Raw genomic sequence first — 21,165 nt, 5'->3', positions numbered from 1 at the left:
GGGTGTACCTGCCAAAGCGCTCGCCCACACCGGTGGGCCGCTTCGGGCTGCGGTCAGGAGGCTGCCGGTGGGACGGAACAGGCCGCGGGGACGGAGGGTCGCCCTCGGGAGTACGGCCGCGGGGCTGACCGTACTGAGTGCGTGCGCCGGTCCGTACCAGTACTACACGGGAACGGGGCTTCACGACGCCACGGTGGCCGAGGCCGCCGGGAGTTGGGCGAACATCGAGGACACGCGACTGACGCTCCGCCGAGACGGGACGGCCCTGTTCCGGCAACTCGACGGCCAGGACTTCGACTTCGACGACGGCTGGCGCGTCTCCGGCACGGGGACCTGGGAACTCACCGACGACGTAGGCGGCCAGGACATCCACCTCACCATGACCAGCCGCACCGCGTTCGACACGCGCGCCCCTGCGGCAGCGGCCGACACCCCGGTCTCCACTCCCCCACCCACGACGTACACGTGGAACTTCTACGTACGCCGGGATCAACGCAAGGCGCTGGAGCTGTTCTTCATGTACGGCGACCCCGACATCGGCAACACCTACGTGATGACCCGGGCGACCTCGACAGCCGCCGGGTAGCACTCGGACGGGACATGACCGCCCGCGGCGACGGCGCCGGGAGGGACAGCGGCGGAGTGCGCGCGGCCGACCTTTGTGCCCGTGGCTCGCCGCACACGCCGACGCTCCTTCCCCGCCGAGCGGACGCGGTCGCCGTCAGAGCGGGGAGCCGGGGCCTCGGGCGGGATGCGACCACGCCAGGCACCGGTCTCACCGCCGCGGCCCTCGACATAGTCCTTGGTGAGCTCCACGCGGTTGTGCACGTCGTCCAGTTGCCTCGCACCGCACCGATCCGCGCTGCCGGGTGTCGCCCTCGATCGCACGCCAAGTGATCCGGCCGTCCGGCCCCCCGCGCGTCCGCGGGACACCGGGCACCCGGCCCGCACGGAAGGAAGACCCTCAACCCCGCGCTTCCTTACGGCCACCAGCCCCCGATCATGCCGCCGCACCCGGGACATGGGAGGCGGCCGGATCGTGAACTCGGCGACGCGCCCCGGCATTCGGGCTGGTCACAGCCTTCGACCACACGACAGCAACTACACAACGTGACGGCCGGGGACGCTCCGGATGCGGCACGCCCAGAACGGTCATAGCGTTACAGACGTACCAGCCAGCACAACCAATGGAGTGATCATGGGTAACGGCGCCAAGGACAAGGCCAAGGGCAAGGCCAAGGAAATGATCGGCAAGACCACCGGCAACGAGCGCATGGAGGCCGAGGGCAAGACCGACCAGGCCAAGGGCCACGCCCGCGACGCGGCGCACACCGCTCGCGAAAAGGCCGCCGGCGTCCGCGACTCCGCCAAGCGCGACGAGCGGTAGTTCACAGCACCGGCACCACACGAGCGCCTGCCCCGAAAGGGGTGGGCGCTCCGTGTCTTTCGGGCCCGTCACATTCTTGACGGTTCATCAATTGCCTTATGCACAGGCCGTTCTCCATCGACGGCGGGGACGTCGAGACCGTACGGCGTTGATTTCCCGACCACTTCCCCTCAGCAGGGACATCGTGGCCGGTCGCCTTCCCGCGCTCGCGGCGCGTCCGGTCTCATCGAGAGGATCCCACCCATGTCCGAGTCCGCAGGCATCGCCGTCGTCCGCAGGATCTACGAGTCCAAGCTCGACCCGGCCGTACTCCAGGAGGTCATCCACCCGGAGATCGTCTGGGATGTCACCCCGGGCTTTCCCGGCGGCGGTGTCTACCACGGTTCCGACAGCGTGGGCAGGGACTTCTTCGCCCCGTTCCTGGAGCGGTTCGACGCCTTCTACCCCGTGGGCGAGGAGTACTACGCGGACGGCGACGACCACGTGTCCGTCTTCGGGCACTACCACGCCGTGACCAAGGCGGGAGAGAGCACCGACGTACGGTTCATCCACCTGTGGACCGTCCGCGACGGCAGGCTCACCCAGCTGCGGCAGGTCGCCGACAGCCTCGTCCTCGACCGGGCACTGCACGGCTGACGGCGGCCCGCTGCCCACCTCCCCACCCGCCGTAACGACACAGCGACGGCGTGCGGCATGATCGAACGGGCCCACGGCTAGGGTGGGCCCCTGCGTCGATGTGGCCCGTGTACGGCTGCTGTCGGAAGGACTGGGCCTGAACACCCCGCTCGCTGAGACCCTGTCGGTGGCCCTGCTGGTGCTCGTGCTGGCAGGTGCCGTCGTACGTCCCTTCGGCTGGCCGGAAGCCGTGATCGCCGTCCCGGCCGCGGCCTTGGCGATCGCCGTCGGAGCCATCTCCCTGGACCACGCCCGCGCCGAGGCCGCACAGCTGGGGCCGGTGATCGGGTTCCTGGCGGCGGTACTGGTGCTGGCCCAGCTGTGTGACGACGAGGGCCTGTTCCACGCGTGCGGGGCCTGGATGGCCCGCGGCGCGGCCGGCCGGCCGCGGCGGCTGCTGGTCCAGGTGTTCGTCATCGCCTCGGTGATCACGGCGGCCCTGAGCCTGGACGCCACGGTGGTGCTGCTGACCCCGGTGGTGTTCGCGACCGCCGCGCGGCTCGGGGTACGGCCCAAGCCGCATGTGTACGCGTGCACGCATCTGTCGAACACGGCGTCCCTGTTGCTGCCGGTGTCCAACTTGACGAACCTGCTGGCGTTCGCGGCCAGTGGGCTGAGCTTCACCCGGTTCGCCGGGCTGATGGCGTTGCCCTGGCTGGTCGCCATCGCCACCGAGTACGCGGTGTTCCGGTTCTTCTTCGCCACGGACCTGGACGCCGGCGCGCAGCCCTCGCCCGCTGTCGAGCCGCCCGCGGTGCCGGTGTTCGCGGTGGTCACGGTGGCCTGCACGCTGGCCGGGTTCGTGCTGGCCTCCGCCGTCGGGATCGACCCGGCGTGGGCGGCGTTCGCGGGCGCGCTCGTCATGGCCGTCCGGGCCCTGGCGTACCGCCGCACCACGTGGGGGGCGCTGGTGCGCTCCGCCTCCCTGCCCTTCCTGGCGTTCGTCCTGGCCCTGGGCGTCGTGGTGCGCGCGGTGGTCGACAACGGGCTCGACACGGCGCTGGGCCGGCTGATCCCGGCGGGCACCGCGCTCCCCGCCCTGTTCGCCGTCGCGGCGCTGGCCGCCGTACTGGCCAACGTGATCAACAACCTGCCCGCCGTGCTGGTCCTGCTGCCGCTGACCGCGCCCTCGGGCGCGGGCGCCGTCCTCGCGGTGCTGATCGGGGTGAACATCGGCCCCAATCTCACCTACGCCGGATCGCTGGCCACGCTGCTGTGGCGGCGTATCGTGCAGGCCCACGACACTGAGGTGGACCTGCGGGAGTTCACCCGGCTCGGGCTGCTCGCCGTCCCGGCGGGGCTGGTGCTCGCCGTGCCGGCCCTGTGGGTCTCGCTGGCCGTGATCGGAGGAGGCTGAAGGCGATGGCCGTGGTCGTCTGGATCGTCGAGGGCACCTGGCCCGCGTGTGTGGACGCCGCTCGCGCCCGCACCCCGGACAGTGCCGAGATCGTCCTGCTGCATGTCAGTCCGCCCGATGTCCCCGGTGCCGCGCACGGCGCGTTCGCGGTGCTGCTGGGCCGTGGCCATCCCGAACGTGATCCCGGTACGGCCGTGGAACACCTGGCCGCCACCTCCGCCTCGCGACTCCTCGCGCAGGCTGCGGAGCGGCTGGGGCGGCCGTGCGGCCAGGTGGAGCGCACCGGCCGCGTCGAGCGGGAAGTCGTGGCCGCCGCCGACGGCGCCGATCTGCTCATCGTCGCCCGGGACGGTGACCGCGGCCACCTCGGCCCCCGCAGCCTCGGCCCGGCCGGCCGTTTCGTCGTCGACCACGCCCCCTGCCCCGTCCTGCTCGTCTGGCCCGAGCCCGCCCCCGGCATCGGCACCATCCCGCCCCCGCCGCACCACCGCTGACACGGGGCGGCAAGCGGGGGGGGCTGCCGGGTTCGCCAGGATCAGCCGCGAGCCGACTACCGGCGGCCGAGCGACGCGCCCGCTCCGACGTCTCCATGAACCGCGGTCGATGACGGAGCGTCAGCCGAGGTTGCGTCGCAGTTGCAGGCTGTACAGCAGCATGAGCGACGGTGCGATCAGGGCCGCGGCGACGCAGGTGACCACGAAGAGCACCCACAAGGTGGCCTGTGGGGCCGCCGCCTGACCGATGGTCAGATGGGTGCCGAGCAGGTAGGGGTACTGGGCCACTCCCCATCCCGCGACGACCGTGGCGATCGCGGCCGCGGCCAGCGTGCGGACGACGGCCGGACTGCCGCGGCGCAGAAGGAGCAGCGCGGCGAGACCGCACAGGGCGGAGACGATCAGAAGCGGCGCCCCCACCCTGCTCAGCTGCCGGAACAGCCGAGGAGCGTCCGTGTTCAGCACGAACACGCCGGCCAGCGCGACCAGCCCCGCGCAGATCCCTGCGCCGAAGGCCCGGCGGCGGAACGCCAGTTCCATCCGCGGGTCCGAGCGGCGCCGGGCTTCTCCGGTGAGGAACACGGCCGCCAGATAGGAGCACACGGCGACCGCGAGCAGGCCGCCGAGGACGGAGGTCGGATTCAGCCAGCTGGTCACCGGATCGCCGTGCCCGGCGGACGGGACGCGCCCGGAGGCGATCCCGCCCGCCACGGTTCCGAAGAAGAACGGGGTCAGCACCGAGGAGCAGGCGAAGACGACACCGCTGACATGCTCTCCCCGGCTGTCGGTCAGCGCGTGGTGGAAGGCGAATCCGGCTCCTCGGGTCACGATCCCCAGCGCCGCCAGGCCGAGCGGGATGTACAGGGTGGTGGTGATGGCCGTGAAGGCCTGCGGAAAGCCCGTCCAGATCGTGACCAGGCAGAAGATCAGCCAGGTGTGGTTGGCCTCCCACACCGGGCCGAGCGACAGGTTGACCAGCTCGCGGGTGCGGCGTCCGCGCGTGATGCCGCCGGCCGTCAGATCCCAGAACCCGGCCCCGTAGTCGGCCCCGCCGAAGAGGGCGTAGGAGATGACACCGACGAACAGGACCGCGGCGATCAGCGTGCTCATGCGTCACCAGCTCCCGGCGTGTTCCCGCCGCCGACCGGTGCCGGCTTGGGGCCGTACGGCACAGCCACCGCGTCGGTGCTCTCGTCCCGCCAGCGGCGGCGCATCGAACGCAGCACGAACATGGCTCCCGCGGCGACGCAGACATAGATCGCGACGACCATGGCGAACAGGGGCCACAGGTTGCCCTGAGTGGCCACCGCGTCCTTCGTCAGCAGCAGACCCACGACCGTCCAGGGCTGCCGGCCGACCTCGGTGACGACCCAGCCGCTTTCCAGGGACGCGATCGCGACGAGTCCGGCCACGGACGCGACACGCAGGAACCAGCGGTTCGTGGGCACCTCGCGCCGCCGCCACCACAGCCATCCGAACCAGAGCGACAGCAGGAGCAGCAGTGAACCGGTGCCGACCATCACGTCGAAGGCGAGGTGGACGACGTTGACGACCGCGGCGTCGGGGCGTACCGCCGCCGGGATGGCGTCGAAGCCCTTGATCTCGGTGGAGGGGCGGAATCCGGCGAGGATCGACGCGACGTCGGGCAGCGGGATGCCGTAGCGCACCTTGCCGTCGACGAAGACGCCGCCGAGGATCTCGGGGACGTGGTCACCGGTCTTCGGTACGAGTTCGATGGCGGCGAACTTGGCCGGCTCCCTGTCGTACACCTGGCGGGCGATGGTGTCCCCGACGATGAACTGGAGCGGCATGGCGACGGCCGCGACGGTGAAGGGGACCAGGAAGCCCAGCCGGTGGTACCGGTCACGCCGGTCCTTGAGCAGACCCCACGCGTAGACACCCGCGACGGCGAAGCCCGCGACGATGTAGGCGGCGAGGAACATGTGCACCGCCTCCCACCAGAAGGCGCCGTTGAAGAAGACCTTCGACGGGATCATGTCCACCACATAGCCGTTCTTGACGACGATGCCCGCGGGCTGGTTCATCCAGCTGTTGGCCGCGACGACGGAGGCCGTCCCGCCGAGGCCCGAGAGGGTCACCACGACTCCGGTGAGGAAGTGCGGCCAGGGCGGGAGTCTCTTCCAGCCGTAGATGTAGATGGCCATGAAGATGGCTTCGAGAAAAAAGAAGAGCCCTTCGATGGCGAAGGGAAATCCGAATGCCGGTCCATATCTGCCCATGAGCCCCGGCCACAGCAGCCCCAACTCGAAGGTGAGCACTGTGCCGGACACGGCTCCCACGGCGAAAAGCACCGCGGCCACCTTCGACCAGCGCTGCGCCAGGAGCAGGGCCACCTGGTCACCACCGCGCAGCGCGCGGTAGTGACAGATCAGCATCATGAAGGTGAATGCGACGCCGAAGGGAACCAGAATGATGTGGAATCCCAGGGTGAAGGCCATCTGCTCACGGGCGGGGAGGAGTTGCGGCGGGTCAGCGGCTCCCATCAGGGCAGACAGCACCATGAATTCCCTTCCAGCGTAGACGTCGACGGACGATTCGGTCGATCGTCTGCAAGCAGATTGCTGCTGCCGGAACCCATGCGCAACGGATCATCAGCCAGATGGCGGCCCCCGCATCCGGAGTGGCCCCATTCGGGTGTCGCGGTCGCCCGTCAGGTGCGTGACGAGCCCGTACGCGTCTTGTCAGCGGCCACCGGCATCCGTCCCGGACGTGGCCGGTTCGGACAGACCGGCGTCCACTGCGGCCCGCCCGGAGACGACGCGCTCCTGGCCGTCGGCGGCCAGGCTCGCGGAGGAGGCCACGACGGTAGACGGCGAGACGGCGGTCCCGCGCAGGGCTCCGGCGAGGGCGGCGAGCAGCGCGAGCGCGATCACCACGACGCCGTACACCGTGGCGGTGGCGCGAAGGCCGTGCGAGGGGACTTCGAGGCCGGCCACCACGGCGGGGACGCTGAGGGCCAGGTAGCTGACGAGGTACACCGAGGCGAAGAGCTCCGCTCGCTCGGTGGGGCCGGCCAGTACCGCGAGGGAGCGGAAGGCGCCCAGGAAGGAGCTTCCGAAACCCGCGCCGGCGACGGCGGTCCCGACGAAGAACAGCGGTGTCGAGGGGCCCACGAGGGCAAGCAGTGTGAGGCCGGTACCGACGGCGAGCACCAGCGAACCCGTGGCCGTCACCCGCCGCGGCGCCAGGTCACGTACGAGCAGCGAGGCGACGGCTCCCGCGCCGAAGAGCGTGGTCACGACCAGACCGCCCACCAGATGGCTGCCGAGGTGCAGGACGCCCGCGACGACCGAGGGGCCCAGCGCGAGGTAGAGCCCGCCCATCGCCCAGGTGGCGACGAGGCTGGGCGTGGCGGCCAGGAACTCCCTGCGGGCCCCGGACGGCACGGCCACTCTGGGCCGCAGCGAGGCAAGGGCCCCCGGGCGGGGCGTGACCGGCTCGGGCAGGAACGCCACCGCCACGACCAGCAGGACGAAGACGCCCGCGAACAGGGCGAAGACCAGCACCGTGGGGGCGGGAGCGTACTCGACCAGCGCGCCCGTGCCCAGCGCTCCGGCGGCCAGCCCCGCGGCCGGTGCGACGGAGTTCAGCAGCGGCCCGAGCGGGGACCGGGGGGACGGCTCCAGATCGAGCAGACCGGCGCCGATGGCCCCCACCGCCGCACCGGTCGCCAGTCCTTGCAAGGTCCGTGCCAGCAGCAGCGGCCCGACGCCGTCGGCCGCGAGGAACACGACCATGGAAGCGGCCTCCACCACCAGCGCGGCGGCGAGCACGGGCCGCCGGCCGATGAAGTCGGACAGCCCTCCCACGATCAGCAGCGCGACCAACAGCGCCACCACGTAGACCGCGAAAATCGTGGTCAGCATGGCGGGCGAGAAGTTCCAGCGGTGCTGGTACACGACGTAGAGCGGGGACGGCGCGGCGGACGCGGCCAGGATCGCGAGCAGGGTCACGGCGAGCAGCCAGAAGCCGACCGGCCGCGGCACCCGTCGCGCCGGGAACGGCGTCGCACGCGCATCCTTCGCGTGCCGACCGCCGTGCTCCTGTCGTAGGCCCGCCCGGCTCGTCGCGCCGTTTCGGATCATGGGTCCTGTCTCCTTCGCACCTGACTTTAGATTCACAATCTAGGTGCCAGCTTACCGCCACACTTGCAATGTGCAAGTGGCATGGTCCGGGAGCTGCCAGGAGAGGGGGTGTCGGTGGTGTGAGCTGGGCGTTCACCCGCACATCCCCCGCCGAAGGCGGCCGCCCGGACACCGGCACCGGCGGGCGCGCCTTCCCCGAGGCTTGGCGCCGGGAGTGGACGGCGAGCAGCGCCAAGAAGGCAGCAGACGACGGCCAGCCGACAGCGGGGCGGCAGGGCAGGTGTCGACGAGACCCGGAGACGAGCCCCGGCAGGCTGGGGAAGCGGGTGATCACACCCGGAGGAGCGCACCGCGTCGATGTGGAGATGACCTGCGGGTCCGCGCCCACCAGCGCACGTCAACCCTCACCCCGGGGCACGGTCGACGCACACAGCGGGCGACACCGCCGACGCGATCGAGAGACGTCGACAGTCCCATCGTCACCGGCCGGCCGGGGCGGTCGGCCCGCGGCTTCGGTCAGGTGTCGACGATGTCGTTCGCGACGGCGACCACCTCGGTACCGGCCACTTCGCGGCCCTCCTCGTCGATGAATCCGACGCGGACGGGCCGGCCCGTGGCTCGAGTCTGGCGCATCGCCGAGGGGCCCGAGGGACGCGGGCGATGACGGTCGCCCCACTGCTGGAGCGCGCCCAGCACCACCTGGAGGTCACGCCCCGACTCCGTCAGGTGGTAACTCTGCCGCGGTCGGGAGCCCGGCTCCTGATAGCTCCGCGTGCACAGCACACCGGCCTCGACGAGCAGCTTGAGGCGGGCACTGAGCAGATTCGACGCGATGCCCAGGGACGACTGGATCTCGGCGAACTTGTGCCTGCCGAGGAAGATCTCGCGGAGCACGAGGAAGGACCAGCGTTCACCGAGGATCTGCAGGCTGCGCTCGATCGAGCAGGCCGGCTCGTCACTCACGGGACCCGCCGACCGCCGTTCCGTTGCCACTGCCGACCTCCCACGAGTCGCCGATCACGTACGGAGACATCCACCGCACACTGGAGAGCGTACGCCCCTGAGTTTCATATTGCCATCCAGGTACCGACCCCGGCCTCGATCTGTAGGTCACATGCCGTCGCGGCCTCGACCTCGGCCCCGACCTGTGGTCACATGCCGCCGCGGCCCCGACCTCTCGGCCATACGTCGCCGCCGCTCCGGCTTCCCGGCCACGCATCGCCGCCACCCCGGCCTGTCGGCCGCACATCACCGTCGCTCCGGCCGCGCACCCACACATCACCGTCGCTCCGGCCTCGCGGCCACGAATCGTCGAATCGGCGCCACTCCGGCGACACCCTGTCTTGCATATTTAAATCCAGCCGCTAACCTGAAAGCGTCCCGCCCGGTCGACAGACGGCCACTTGCCAAACCCGCCCGAACCGGGCGTCCCGTGGGAGAGGAAGCACGATGAGGATCGAAGGATCGGTCGCCCTGGTGACCGGAGCCAATCGCGGTATCGGCCGCGCGTTCGCCCGTTCACTGATCGAGCACGGCGCGGCGAAGGTCTACGCCGGCGTCCGCGACCCCGCCACCGTGACGGACCCCGACCTGGTCCCGCTGCGCCTGGACGTCACCGACCACGAGACCGTCACCGCGGCCGCCGACCTCGCGGGCGACGTCTCGATCGTGATCAACAACGCGGGGGTCGGGAGCGGGCGTACCCATCTCCTGGACGGCGCCTTCGACGGCGCGCGCCACGCGATGGAGGTCAACTACTTCGGCACCTGGGCGATGGCTCGGGCCTTCGCCCCGGTCCTCGCCCGCAACGGGGGTGGAGCACTGGTCAACATGCTGTCGCTCGCTTCCTGGGCCGGTCAGCCGCAGTTTCCCGGATACGCCGCCTCCAAGGCCGCGCAGTGGTCACTGACCGACTCCCTGCGCCAGGCCCTGCACGCGCAGGGAACGCTCGTGGTCGCAGTGCACGCCGGATTCGTGGAGACGGATCTCAGCACCTGGATCGACGCGCCCAAGATCAGCCCCGCCACCGTGGCCGAGCTGACCATGGACGCCCTGACCGGCAACCGGTTCGAAGTCCTCGCCGACGACGACACCCGGCGCGTCAAGGAGGCGCTGTCGCGTCCGGTCGCCGCGCCGACCGACGCCTGACGCGTCACGTCCGGGGGCCGGCGCGTACGCGCGCGGTCGGACACCCGGCGCACCCCGGCCGCACGACGGCTGAACGGGACGCGATGGCTGAACAGGACGCGATGGACGCACGACGCAGGGGGATACGGACCCAGGGGGGCTACGGACAAGGACGATCGATGAGCAGTTCCGTGGCAGCGGCCTTCACCGCGGCCCAGACCGATGGCGAGGCGGCCGGTATCGGCGCGGTCATCGCCCTGCTGGACGCGGACGCGCGGGTGGTCGGCTGGACACAGGACGCCGAGCGGCTCCTGGGCTACGCCCCCGCGGACGTGGTGGGCCACTCCGCCGTACCCCTGCTCGCGGACGACGCGGCCCGGGCGACCGCGTCGCCGTACCTCGCACCGGGCGCCGCCCCGGCTCTCTGGTCCGGCTTCGCCAAGGTCCGGCACCGCGCCGGCCACACCACCGACGTACACCTGTGCGTGCAGTCGGTGTCCGGGCGGAACGGCCGGGCCCAGTGGGTCGTCTCGGCGACCGGCAGGAGAACGTCTCCCGCCGCGGAGACGGACGGAGCCGCACCGCGGTCGCTGCCCGGGGCGCTGCGGCTTCCGGAACATCTGCCCATCGGCGTCGTGATCCGGGACACCGAACTGCGCTGCACCTGGGCGAACGACGCCCAGGGCGTCAAGGACGGCGTCCCCCTCGCCCAGCGGCTGGGACAAAGGTTGTCGGAGGCGGTTCCCGGCACTGAGGCCGAGACGCTGGAGACGCTGATGCGCCAGGTCCTGCGCAGCGGGGTGCCGATACTCAACGTGGAATACCAGTCCTTGGTGCCGGGCCGGGCGCGCAAGGAACGGACGCTGACGGCCTCCCTCTTCCGTCTCGACGACGGGGAGGGGCGCGCCCTGGGCGTGTGTCTGGTGAGCGTGGATGTCACCGCCAGCCGCCGGGCACGGGAGCGGCTGGCGATCCTCGGCGACGCCGGCAAGCGGATCGGAACCACCCTGGATGTGACACAGACCGGTCAGGAACTGGCCGATCTCGCGGTGCCGCTCCTCGCGGACTACGCCACCGTCGACCTGGCGGAGTCGGTGCTCCTCGGCAACGAGCCTCTGAGCGGCCTGAGCCTGCGGGGCGGTCGCACCCCCGCCTTCCGCCGCGCCGGCCTGGCCTCGGTCCACCAGGGGATCCAGAGCTCTCTGGCCGTACGGGGAGAGCGGGTCGTCGTTCCGCCGAAGTCGCCCTTCTACGGCGTTCTGCGCTCGGGCAGGTCGCACTTCGAGCCGATACTGAACACCTCGCCCGGAACCTGGGTGGAGCAGCACACCGCGACCCGGGCGGCGATCCACGCGTACGGGGCGCACTCACTGATGGTCGTCCCGATCCACGCGCGGGGTGCCGTCCTGGGAATGGCGCTGTTCGCGCGGACGCACGACCGGGCGCCTTTCGAGGAGGACGACCTGCTCCTGGCCGAAGAAGTGGTCAGCTGGGCCGCGCTGTCCCTGGACAACGCACGCCAGTACGCGCGCGAACGCCTCGCCGCCCTCGCTCTTCAGCGCCACTTGCTCCCCCACCACGCGACGGGCGGGTCCGCCGCCGACGTGGCCTCCCGTTATCTGCCTGCGGACAGTCACCACGGCGTCGGAGGCGACTGGTTCGATGTGATCCAGCTGTCGGGTGCCCGCATCGCCCTGGTCGTCGGGGACGTGGTCGGACACGGCATCAACGCGGCGGCGACCATGGGCCAACTCCGCGCCGCCGTACGCACCCTGGCCGCCATGGACGTACCTCCCGACGAGTTGCTGGCCCGCCTGGACGAACAGGTCGTGCGGCTCTGCGAGGCGGATGCCGACGCGGAGGACCCGGCCGGCGCGGTCATGGCCGCCACCTGTCTCTACGCCGTGTACGACCCGGTCACCCGGTGCTGCACGATGGCGCGGGCCGGCCACCCGCCGCCCGCGATCGTCGCCCCGGACGGTGCCGTCACCTTTCCCCCGCTGCCCGCGGGGGCGCCGCTCGGCCTGGGGCTCGGGGTGGTCCCCTTCGAGTCCGTGACCGTGCGGCTGCCCGAGCACACCACGCTCGCCTTCTACAGCGACGGGCTGATCGAGGGCCGCGACCACGACATCGACGTCGGAATGGACCGTCTGGCGGCCGCCCTGGCACAGCCCGGCCTCCCGCTGGACGAACTCAGCGCGTCGGTGGTGGACACCCTGGCGGCCGGGGCACCGGGCGACGACGTCACCCTGCTCCTCGCCCGGACCCGTGCGCTCGGCCCGGACCAGGTCGCCTCGTGGCGGCTTCCGGCCACTCCGGCCGTCGTCCACGACGCCCGCGCCCTGGCCACGGGGCAGCTGTCCCGCTGGGGCCTGGATCACCTGGCCGCGTCCACCGAACTCATCGTGAGCGAACTGGTCACCAACGCCATCCGGCACAGTGACGGCACGATCGGTCTGCGCCTGATCCGGCACGAGGCGCTGACCTGCGAGGTCCACGACACGAGCAACAGCCACCCGTGCCCGCGCCGGCCCCGCGTCACCGATGAGAACGGTCGCGGCCTTCTCCTCGTCAAGCAACTGTCGCGCAGGTGGGGAACCCGCAACACGTCGGGCGGCAAGCTCATCTGGGCCGAACAGCGACTGACTCCCGGCCTATGACATCGCGCCCCGCCGACACTGGGTCCAGGTGTCGTTGAGGCGCGCGACCTTGAGTCCGGGTGTCGGTGACGCGCGCGACCTTGAGTCCGGGTGCCGGTGACGCGCGCGACCTTGAGTCCAGGTGTCGGTGACGCGCGCGACCTTGAGTCCAGGTGTCGGTGAGGCGCGCGACCTTGAGTCCAGGTGTCGGTGAGGCGCGCGCCTCACCTGGCGAAGACCGGCGGAACCGTGCCGCTCGGACGCGGCCCGGTGCCCTCGCCCGGCGGCACGGGATCCGCCGTCCCCGCGTAGACGTCAGACGGCCGCAGCCGTAGCCGTAGCTCCTGACGTGTGTCGCTTGAGCTGGTCGGCCACCGTCTCCAGGAGTTCGTCGGAGAGCTCGGGGTCGGCCATGGCCCGGGACATGAGCGTGGCACCGACCAGTGCGCTGAGGGTGAGCATCGCCTCGGCGCGCGCCTCCCCGCCGCTGTCGTCGAGACCGGCGATCAGGTCGAGGTAGGCGCGGACCTGTTCCTCGTAGGCCTCTTTGAAGTGCTGGTCGCCGCGTCCGGCGGCGGCGCCGAGGGTGACCAGGGCGCAGCCGGTGGCCGGTGCGTCGCGATGCTGTTTGGCCAGGTAGGCGTCGATCAGGCCGGCTCGCGGATCCTGCTCGTTCTTCCGCGCGGCCCTCTCCATCTTCGCCGTGCCCTCGGCGAGGGCCACGGCCGACGCCTGGGAGATCAGGTCGTCCCGGGAGGCGAAGTGCTTGTAGAAGCCGCCGTGCGTGAGCCCGGCCTCCTTCATGAGGTCCGCGACTCCGGGGCGGGTCACGCCCTCGGCGCGGACCTTGCGGGCCGCGATCCGCAGCACCCGCTCACGGGACGCCGCCTTTTCCGCCTGCGAGTGCCCCATGCCGGGCCTCCCCTTCGAGGAGCGGCGCGTGCCGCCGCCGGACAAGTCGCCGGACACCAGTCGACAGGCGACCGGTCGGCGGACAAGTAGATGACGTCCATCATACACATGCCGCTCGAACGCGTTTCTGGGCTGCCCGCATTTGACTTTCAGGATGATGAGGATAATCCTGATGTCTAGATGTTGCTCATCATCCAGATTCGAGGAGACACCATGACCGGAACATACGAAGCCCGCCGTACGGCGGTGCTGCTGGTGGACCCCTACAACGACTTCATCTCCGAGGGCGGCAAGGCCTGGCCGCTGCTGGCGGCGGTGGCGGGCGAGGTCGGCCTGCTGGACCACCTGCGGACCGTGGTGGCCTCCGCGCGGGCGGCCGGCGTCCAGATGGCCTTCGTCCCGCACCGCCGCTGGGAGCCGGGCGACTACGACACCTGGGAGCACCCCAGCCCCACCCAGCGCAAGGTCCAGCTGCGGCACACCTTCGCCCGCGGCACCTGGGGCGGCGAGTTCCACCCCGACTTCCAGCCCCAGCCCGGCGACATCGTCGCCCATGAGCACTGGGGACAGAGCGGGTTCGCCAACACCGACCTCGACCTCCAGCTCAGGCAGCACGGCATCACCCACGTCGTACTCATCGGCCTGCTCGCCAACACCTGCATCGAATCCACCGGCCGGTACGCCATGGAACTCGGCTACCACGTCACCCTCGTCCGCGACGCCACCGCGGCCTTCCTCCCCGAGGAGATGCACTCCGCCCACGAACTGAACGGCCCCACCTTCGCCCACGCCATCGTCGCCACGGACGAACTCACCACCGCACTCAAGGGAGCCCAGGCATGACACTGACCGGAGAACTGCTGCTCGGAGCAACCGCCGTGGCCGCCACCGCGGGAACGATGAGGGCGCTCGATCCCGCCACCGGTGAACTCCTGGAACCCGAGTTCGCGTTCGGCGGGCAGGCCGAGGTCGACCGTGCCCTCCGGCTCGCCGACGCGGCCTTCGACAGCTACAGCCACACCGGCCTGACCGAGCGGGCCGCGTTCCTCGACCTGATCGCGGACGAACTCGAAGCGGTCAAGGAGGAACTCGCCGCGCGCGCCGCGCTGGAGACGGGCCTGGCCGCCGGCCAACTCGCGGCCGAGACCCTGAGGGCCGCGGACCATTTCCGCAAGTTCGCCACCGTCGTACGGCAGGGCCGGTTCCTCCAGGCGGCGATCGACCCCGCGCAGCCGGACCGGCAGCCCGCGCCGCGCATGGACCACCGGATGCAGAAGGTGGCCCTCGGTCCCGTGGTGATCTTCGGCGCCAGCAACTTCCCGATCTCGTACTCCGTCGCGGGCGGTGACACCGCCTCCGCCCTGGCCGCCGGTTGCCCCGTCGTCCTCAAGGCGCACAACGCCCATCCCGGCGCCTCCGAGATCCAGGGCCGCGCGATACAGCGGGCCGTCGCCGGGGCGGGACTGCATGAAGGCGTCTTCTCCCTGGTCCGGGGCGCGGGCAACGACATCGGCGAGGCGCTGGTGTCGCACCCCCTGGTCCGGGCGGTGACCTTCACCGGCTCCGAAGGTGGCGGCATGGCCCTCTTCCGCCGGGCCCAGCAACGTCCGGACCCCATCCCGGTGTTCACCGAGATGACCAGCGTCAACCCGACCTTCGTCCTGCCCGCCGCGCTGGCCGCACGGGGTGCGGAGATCGGCGCCGGTGTCGCCCTGCGCGCGCAGTACAACGTGGGGCAGGCCTGTCTGAAGCCCGCCGTCCTCCTCGCCGTGGACGGGCCCGGCTTCACGGAGTTGCGGGACGCGGCGACGGCCGAGGTGGAGAAGACGGCGGCGCGAGCCATGCTCACGCCCGGCATTCACGACGCCTACACCCGCAATGTACGGCGGTTGGAGGAGGACGGCGCCACCCGGATCGCCGCGGGACCGGCCCCGACCGGCGCGTGGGACGGGCAGTCCCTGCTGTACGAGGTCACCGGTGAGCAGGTGCTGGCCGAACCGGCCCTGCGCGACGAGGTCTTCGGTCCGTCCGTCCTGCTGGTGCGGCTGACCGATCTGGACCAACTGCACGAGGTGGCCCGCGCCTTCAGGGGACAGCTGTCGGCCACCGTGCACGCGGAGGCAGCCGATCGGGGCGCCGCCGCGCACCTGCTGCCGACCCTGGAGCGGCGCACCGGCCGTATCGTGTTCAACGCCTTCTCCATGCCGCAGGAGGTCTCCTACGCCTCCGTCCACACAGGCCCGTTCCCGGCCACCTCCGACAGCCGGTTCACCTCCGTCGGCATGAGCGCGATCGAGCGGTTCCTGCGGCCGGTCACCTACCAGGGCTTCCCGGACGAACTGCTGCCCGAGCCCCTGCGCGAGGCCAACACGCTGCGCGTCTGGCGGCTGGTCGACGGCGAACTCACCCGTGGCTGAACCGTCTTCGGTGGCCTGTGCCCACAGCGGGAACGCTCGGTCGCGAGCCGCGACGCCCCGACTCCTCGACCCGCGGCCCGCACAGGCCCTGGCCGCGCTCCCCTCCCTCTTCCCGACTGACCCCGAACGAAAGGAAACAGCGCGATGAGAACCGACGACCAGGTGGCACCGCGCAGCGATCACGAGGCGTGCGAGGCGGTGCGCGTGAGGCTGCTGGGCGCGTGGGAACTCGTGTCCTACGACGCCACCGGCGGCGACGGCCGGATCGTCCACCCCCTCGGCCCCCGGCCGCACGGACTGATCGTCTACAGCCCGCAGGGCTACATGTCCGCCCAACTGGGCCGAGGCGATCGCCCCCGCGCCCAGTCCGAGCGTCTCGAAGAAGCCACGGCGCGGGAGCTGGCACAGGCAGCGGTGAGCTACGTCGCCTACGGCGGCCCCTTCCGCGTGGTCGACCCGACGACCGTCGAGCATCACGTCACGACCAGCCTCTTCCCGAACTGGGTCGGAAAGCCCCAGGTCAGGAAGGTCAGTTTCGAAGCCGAGCTGCTGAAGCTGAGCCTTGCCACCCCCACCCGACTCTGGGGCACGGACCGCACGGCCGAACTCACCTGGCGCCGATCGCGCTGACGACCCGACGGCGGGCGGAGGGCCGGTGGCCTGTGCGCCCTGTGCGTCCTGCGCGTCCTGGCTCCGCCTGGACGGGCTCTAGGCGTCGGTGTCCGCCGTCTTCTGAGCCTCGCCGTCCGCCTTCAGGTCCAGGTGCAGGTCCAAGTCCATGTCCACGCCCGTCGTGAGTTCCGCGAAGGCCTGTGCGGCGGTGGGGGAGGTGAAGAGGCGGTCGAGTCGGGCGCGGGCCAGGCCACGGTGGAAGGCGCCACGGTGGGTGTCGTCACCGGCGTCATGGAGCGTGCGTGTCAGCCAGTGCGAGAACTCCTGGTCGCTCCAGACGCGGCGGAGGCAGCGCTCGGAGTAGGTCCGCAGGGCGGTGTCGTCCTGGGCGTGGACGAAGTCCCGGACGGCACGGACGAAGAGGTCGGCGTCGTAGAGGGCGAGGTTCATGCCCTTGCCGCCCATGGGAGAGACGATGTGGGCGGCGTCGCCGACGAGGAACAGACGGCCGTACCGCATGGGGTCGTGGACGAGGCTGCGGAGCCGGAAGACCTCGCGGTCGGTGATCGGACCGGAGACGAGGGCGGGGTCCGCGAGCCGGGTGCGCAGCGCCTCCCAGACACGGGAGTCGGACCAGTCGCCGGGGTGGTCGTCGGGCGGACACTGGAGGTAGTAGCGGCTGCTGTGCGGGCCACGGGGGAAGTGGGCGGCGAAGCCGTGCGTGCTGACCGCCAGAAGAGGATGGGCCGGAGGCGGGGCGTCGGCGAGGACGGTGAGCCAGCCGATGCCGTGGTCGAAGGCGTGCGCGGTGAGGACGCCGTCGGGGACTGCGGAGCGGCTCACGCCGTGGTCACCGTCGCAGCCGGCGACGAAGGCGCACGTGATGGTGTGGACGGTGCCGTCGGCGGCACGGTAGCGGACCGTGGGGCGTTCGCCCGTCAGCTCGTGCAGGGAGACGTCGGCTGCCTCGAAGCGCAGGTCACCGCCGTCGGCGAGGTACGCGGCGGTGAGCTTCTGGACCAGCACCTGCTGCGGGCACAGGCGCGCCGCCGGGCCCTCGGAGCCGTCGCCGTCGGACACGAGGTGGCTCTCGCCGTCCACCCGGAACTCCAGGACACCGTCCGACGGAACACCACCGAGGACCCGGTCCGCCAGGCCCCAGGAGTCGAACATCCGCACGGCACGGGTCTCGACGATTCCGGCCCGCTGGCGCTGTGCCACGTGCTCGCGCGTCCGGCGTTCCAGGACGACGCACGCGATACCGCTGCGCCGCAGCAGATTGGCGACGGTCAGACCGGCCGGGCCCGCGCCGATCACCACGACGGTGGTGGATTCCGGGGCCGCCGCGGACTCGGGCGTCTCGGGCGACTCGGGCAGCCCAGGCGACTCGGGCGGCTGCTTCGAGGGACTCGACGGACTGGACGGACTCGACGGCTCGGGTGGCTTCGACGGCTCCGGCAATTCCAGCAACTCCCCTGCGCCTAAAGCAACTTGGTCATTTTTGAAGCCAGCGTAGCCGGGAGGTCCGGTCTCCGGGCGGTGAGTGGGGTCTACGGTGAGTGGGTCTGCGATGAGTGGGTCTGCGATGAGTGGGTCTGCGGTAGGCGCGTCCGTGGTGAGCCGGTCCGCACTCACCTCACCGGGTTTCCGGGCAGGCCGCCGTCCTCACAAGGCCAGATGCCGCTGTCCAGTGGTCCGAGTCCCGTCGAGCGCACGATGAGGAGCTCGTCGTCCAGGGCGAAGGCCAGTTGCCCCCGGTCGAGCAGCAGGACTCTGCTCATCACCGCGCGTTTGTCGTCCTCCAGGGCGAACAGCTCCCGCATCCGGAAGTCGGCGTCGACCGCCAGCAGCCGGCCGTCCCGCCAGAAGGCCGCGGTGCCCTCGTCGTCGAGCGCCGGGTAGGCGGTGTAGTAGCCGGACAGCGCGGGTCCGCGGCGCACCGTGCCGTCGGGGTCGAGCCGGACGAAGCGCGATCGGGACGGGAGGATGTTCTCGGACTCGGGGCCACTGAGCCCGCCGTGCCGGTCGACCAGCGGCATCGTCTGCGTCGGCCACCGCCGCACGACCGCGCCGGAGGAGTCGTGGCGTGCCGTGCTGAAGGCGCCGTAGCCCTGGGATCCGATGACGAACTCGCCCGGTCCGATGATGGCCAGGTGGCCGCTGGGCCCGGGACGGCTCGCGGCGACGGGCTGTCCGGTGCCGGTGCCCAGGAAGAACGTGACGGCGATGCCACTGCCGCCGTCCACGAATGTCGCCGCGACGCGCCGGCCGGAGACCAGCAGTGGCGTCCTGCGGTGGACCTCGACCGTTCGAGGCGTCCACGGCTTCAAAGGCCGCGGCTCCCCTTGCGTCTCCGCGCTGATTCCGGCACAGCCCGGGAACGACAGGTCGTCCAGGACGGCCGGCGTCGCCCACCGCACCACACCCTCCTCGTCGTGACGTGCGACCCGGGGGTGGCGACCCACCGGCACGAGGTGGCTCCGCTCGGCCGGGAGCCAGGACACGCAGATGCCGTCGGGCAGTACGGCGAAGGCTCCGAGACGTTCGAACGGCTCGTGCTCGGGGGTGACCGAGCACAAGACCGAGCCGGCGGCGTCCAGTTCCGTCAGGACAGCGCCCGTCGGTCCGCGATGGGCGACCCACACGGACCCACCCGTACTGACACGCGGCCGGTCCGGGTGCCCGTCGAACTCGCGTCGCCACAACACCGTTCCGGCGACGTCCACGGCCAGCAGCACGGTGGTGGACAGGTCGCCGCCGCCGTCACAGGTGACGAAGACGGGGCCCGCACCGTCCGCCGCCGCCAGCCCCCGGACCTGACCGGGCATCGGCACGCGCTGCGGTTCACCCAAGGTTCGGATCCGTTCGTGTCGCGTCGGGCGAGCCCGCCAGTGGTGGCCACGCCGGCGGCCGGGGCCCGGCCCGACCGGTGGGCGGCGTTACGTTGCCGTTGGCGCCGTCGGTCGGCGGTCAGCGATGCGCGCGGGGCGTCGTACGAGGGCATCCTGCCGTCGCCGCCGGTCCACGGCCAGGGCTTCTCGCGTTCCCTCGCGTCGCCGCACGATCGGCCACCCTGTCAGCCGGTCAGCCGGTCAGCCGGTCAGCCGGTCACCGAGGAACTCGTACCGCCCGCCGACGACTTGCTCCGTTCGCGCGGACCCGGGTCCAGCGGGCGCAGAGGGCCGCGGACCCACCTCACCGCGGCCGATCGATGGTCGCGGAGCACGTGCGCGTCGATCTCGCGCGCCCCCGTGCCCGTGCCCATGACCACGTGGGCATGCGCGGGGGGAAATGCGCGAGCCTCCGCGTCGGCTCGGGGGAATCACGACGCGAAGGCCCGCACCCTCATTCTCCGCTCCGGTGCCCGCGTCCGCCTCCCCAGCGCCGTGGTGCGGCTGACCGGCCGCAGCCATCCGTGGCGGAGCCCCGTCAGTACGGGAGGCCTTCGGCCGCCGCGCACAGGGCCGTATGCAGCGAGGCGGTCAGCCCGGTTCCCGAACGGGGTCCGGCGGGGTCCATGAGGCAGTCCTCCACCGCCGCCCGCAGCGCGCCGTTGAACATCGCGGCGTGCACCTTCACCCGGAGACTGTCCGGGCTGCCGCCGGACCGCCGGGCGAACAGCTCGGCGAAGACCGGCAGCGCGTCATCGTGCACCTGAAGCCACACCGCGCGCAGCCCCGGTTCGGTACGGATCATGGAAATGAGGTCCCAGACGACCTCCGGAGGGTCGAAGACCTCGCCCCATGTGCGCGGATCCTCCAGGTAGAGCCGTAGCGGGATGTCCGGGGGCCAGGCACGCAGTGCCTCCGCCATGAACTCCAGGCCCGCGGTCAGCAGGGGTCCGACGCAGCTCTCCTTGGTCGGGAAGTGCCGCCAGAGGGTTCGGGCCGAAATGCCGACGGCCTGGGCGATCTCCTCCCCCGTGGTCGCCGTGACGCCCTGCGCGGTGAAGAGACCGATGGCCTCCTGGGCTATCTCCAGGCGGAGCGCGGACCTACGCCGCTCGCCGAGCGTCGGCCGTCGCGCGACCGGTTCCGCCGGAGCCGAGCGCCGTCCGACCGTTGCCTCGTGCACTGCCGTCACACCACCTATGCGTCGGGTCGACGCAGCATAGCGACAGCGGGATTTGACGCGTGCAGACATCTTGTCACTCAGTGACACACGGTCCTACTCTGCCGATGTGACTACCGAGTAACTGACTTGCGAGTCATAAGTCATGACCCGAGCGGGCGGAGCAGGAAGCAGGCCGCCGCACCGGAGTGAGTCACCCAGCAGTACGTCACTGCCCCACGCACCCACCCGAGCCCGGGCGGCCACCTGACACGGCCCTCCCGGTGGTCGGCATGCGCGACGCACCACCTCGAAGGACTCCAGGGGCCGCCATCCGCCCCGAACTCCGTCTGCCATCAGGAGTGAGCCGCATGAAGCGATCGAACAGG

General features: G+C 71.3%; 18 protein-coding genes. 10 read left to right on the top strand and 8 right to left on the bottom strand.

The genetic code is table 11. From position 1 onward, the window contains the following. The first annotated feature begins 67 nt into the window (after positions 1 to 67). From ACWCQK_RS23290 to ACWCQK_RS23270, 5 genes are all read left to right on the top strand, one after another. A complete protein-coding gene (locus tag ACWCQK_RS23290) occupies positions 68 to 586 on the top strand; it encodes a hypothetical protein (RefSeq protein WP_451157760.1) in 519 nt (172 codons plus the stop codon). Positions 587 to 1,198: 612 nt separating this feature from the next. Then, complete coding sequence (locus tag ACWCQK_RS23285) at positions 1,199 to 1,387, top strand: CsbD family protein (RefSeq protein WP_385780783.1); 189 nt, start codon at positions 1,199 to 1,201, stop codon at positions 1,385 to 1,387. Positions 1,388 to 1,630: 243 nt separating this feature from the next. Then, positions 1,631 to 2,023 carry a nuclear transport factor 2 family protein gene (locus tag ACWCQK_RS23280; RefSeq protein WP_451157758.1) on the top strand — a complete coding sequence of 131 codons (393 nt, stop codon included), beginning with the start codon at positions 1,631 to 1,633 and terminating at the stop codon, positions 2,021 to 2,023. 136 nt (positions 2,024 to 2,159) lie between these two features. Next, positions 2,160 to 3,419 carry an SLC13 family permease gene (locus ACWCQK_RS23275; RefSeq protein WP_451157836.1) on the top strand — a complete coding sequence of 420 codons (1,260 nt, stop codon included), beginning with the start codon at positions 2,160 to 2,162 and terminating at the stop codon, positions 3,417 to 3,419. Positions 3,420 to 3,424: 5 nt separating this feature from the next. Continuing rightward, a complete protein-coding gene (locus ACWCQK_RS23270; RefSeq protein ID WP_451157756.1) occupies positions 3,425 to 3,913 on the top strand; it encodes a universal stress protein in 489 nt (162 codons plus the stop codon). A 120-nt stretch (positions 3,914 to 4,033) separates the two neighbouring features. On the opposite strand, the gene ACWCQK_RS23265 is transcribed toward ACWCQK_RS23270, so the two are convergent. From ACWCQK_RS23265 to ACWCQK_RS23250, 4 genes are all read right to left on the bottom strand, one after another. Further along, positions 4,034 to 5,023, bottom strand: coding sequence for a cytochrome d ubiquinol oxidase subunit II (locus ACWCQK_RS23265; protein ID WP_451157754.1), 990 nt, complete (start codon positions 5,021 to 5,023; stop codon positions 4,034 to 4,036). Next, entirely contained in the window at positions 5,020 to 6,435 is a 1,416-nt protein-coding gene (locus tag ACWCQK_RS23260; protein ID WP_451157752.1) for a cytochrome ubiquinol oxidase subunit I, read from the bottom strand. The genes ACWCQK_RS23265 and ACWCQK_RS23260 overlap by 4 nt, the downstream gene beginning before the upstream one ends. A 180-nt stretch (positions 6,436 to 6,615) precedes the next feature. Further along, complete coding sequence (locus ACWCQK_RS23255; RefSeq protein WP_451157750.1) at positions 6,616 to 8,019, bottom strand: MFS transporter; 1,404 nt, start codon at positions 8,017 to 8,019, stop codon at positions 6,616 to 6,618. Between the two features lie 516 nt (positions 8,020 to 8,535). Next, positions 8,536 to 8,982, bottom strand: a complete 447-nt coding sequence (locus ACWCQK_RS23250; RefSeq protein ID WP_451157748.1) for a winged helix-turn-helix transcriptional regulator — start codon at positions 8,980 to 8,982, stop codon at positions 8,536 to 8,538. 486 nt (positions 8,983 to 9,468) lie between these two features. Between ACWCQK_RS23250 and ACWCQK_RS23245 the strand changes: the two genes are divergently transcribed. Further along, the gene (locus tag ACWCQK_RS23245) at positions 9,469 to 10,167 is read left to right on the top strand and encodes an SDR family oxidoreductase (protein WP_451157746.1); all 699 of its coding nucleotides are present in this window, start codon (positions 9,469 to 9,471) and stop codon (positions 10,165 to 10,167) included. A 158-nt stretch (positions 10,168 to 10,325) separates the two neighbouring features. Then, on the top strand, positions 10,326 to 12,806 hold the full coding sequence (locus ACWCQK_RS23240) for a SpoIIE family protein phosphatase (protein ID WP_451157744.1): 2,481 nt from the start codon (positions 10,326 to 10,328) through the stop codon (positions 12,804 to 12,806). Between the two features lie 294 nt (positions 12,807 to 13,100). Here the strand turns inward: ACWCQK_RS23240 and ACWCQK_RS23235 are convergent, their stop codons facing one another. Beyond that, positions 13,101 to 13,697: a TetR/AcrR family transcriptional regulator gene (locus ACWCQK_RS23235; RefSeq protein WP_451157742.1), complete on the bottom strand. Its 597-nt coding sequence runs from the start codon at positions 13,695 to 13,697 to the stop codon at positions 13,101 to 13,103. A gap of 213 nt (positions 13,698 to 13,910) precedes the next feature. Between ACWCQK_RS23235 and ACWCQK_RS23230 the strand changes: the two genes are divergently transcribed. The 3 genes from ACWCQK_RS23230 (at position 13,911) to ACWCQK_RS23220 (ending at position 16,744) form a co-directional block, all read left to right on the top strand. Then, positions 13,911 to 14,540, top strand: a complete 630-nt coding sequence (locus ACWCQK_RS23230) for a cysteine hydrolase family protein (RefSeq protein ID WP_451157740.1) — start codon at positions 13,911 to 13,913, stop codon at positions 14,538 to 14,540. Continuing rightward, positions 14,537 to 16,114 (top strand): aldehyde dehydrogenase (NADP(+)), encoded by a 1,578-nt coding sequence (locus ACWCQK_RS23225; RefSeq protein ID WP_451157738.1) that lies wholly within the window; start codon positions 14,537 to 14,539, stop codon positions 16,112 to 16,114. Before ACWCQK_RS23230 ends, ACWCQK_RS23225 begins: the two co-directional genes overlap by 4 nt. Before the next feature lie 144 nt (positions 16,115 to 16,258). Continuing rightward, a complete protein-coding gene (locus ACWCQK_RS23220; RefSeq protein ID WP_451157736.1) occupies positions 16,259 to 16,744 on the top strand; it encodes a lipocalin-like domain-containing protein in 486 nt (161 codons plus the stop codon). A 78-nt stretch (positions 16,745 to 16,822) separates the two neighbouring features. Here ACWCQK_RS23220 and ACWCQK_RS23215 read toward each other — a convergent pair whose 3' ends face one another. The 3 genes from ACWCQK_RS23215 to ACWCQK_RS23205 all read right to left on the bottom strand — a co-directional run bounded on the left by ACWCQK_RS23215 (position 16,823) and on the right by ACWCQK_RS23205 (position 20,800). Beyond that, on the bottom strand, positions 16,823 to 18,103 hold the full coding sequence (locus ACWCQK_RS23215; RefSeq protein ID WP_451157834.1) for a 4-hydroxybenzoate 3-monooxygenase: 1,281 nt from the start codon (positions 18,101 to 18,103) through the stop codon (positions 16,823 to 16,825). Between the two features lie 254 nt (positions 18,104 to 18,357). Then, positions 18,358 to 19,578 (bottom strand): hypothetical protein, encoded by a 1,221-nt coding sequence (locus ACWCQK_RS23210; RefSeq protein WP_451157734.1) that lies wholly within the window; start codon positions 19,576 to 19,578, stop codon positions 18,358 to 18,360. Between the two features lie 577 nt (positions 19,579 to 20,155). Beyond that, positions 20,156 to 20,800: a TetR/AcrR family transcriptional regulator gene (locus ACWCQK_RS23205; protein ID WP_451157832.1), complete on the bottom strand. Its 645-nt coding sequence runs from the start codon at positions 20,798 to 20,800 to the stop codon at positions 20,156 to 20,158. Positions 20,801 to 21,165 lie beyond the last annotated feature (365 nt).

The sequence above is a fragment of the Streptomyces sp. NPDC002306 genome (assembly GCF_053593435.1).
Note: the sequence above shows the minus strand (reverse complement) of the source record. Positions and strands in the feature narration are given on the sequence as shown.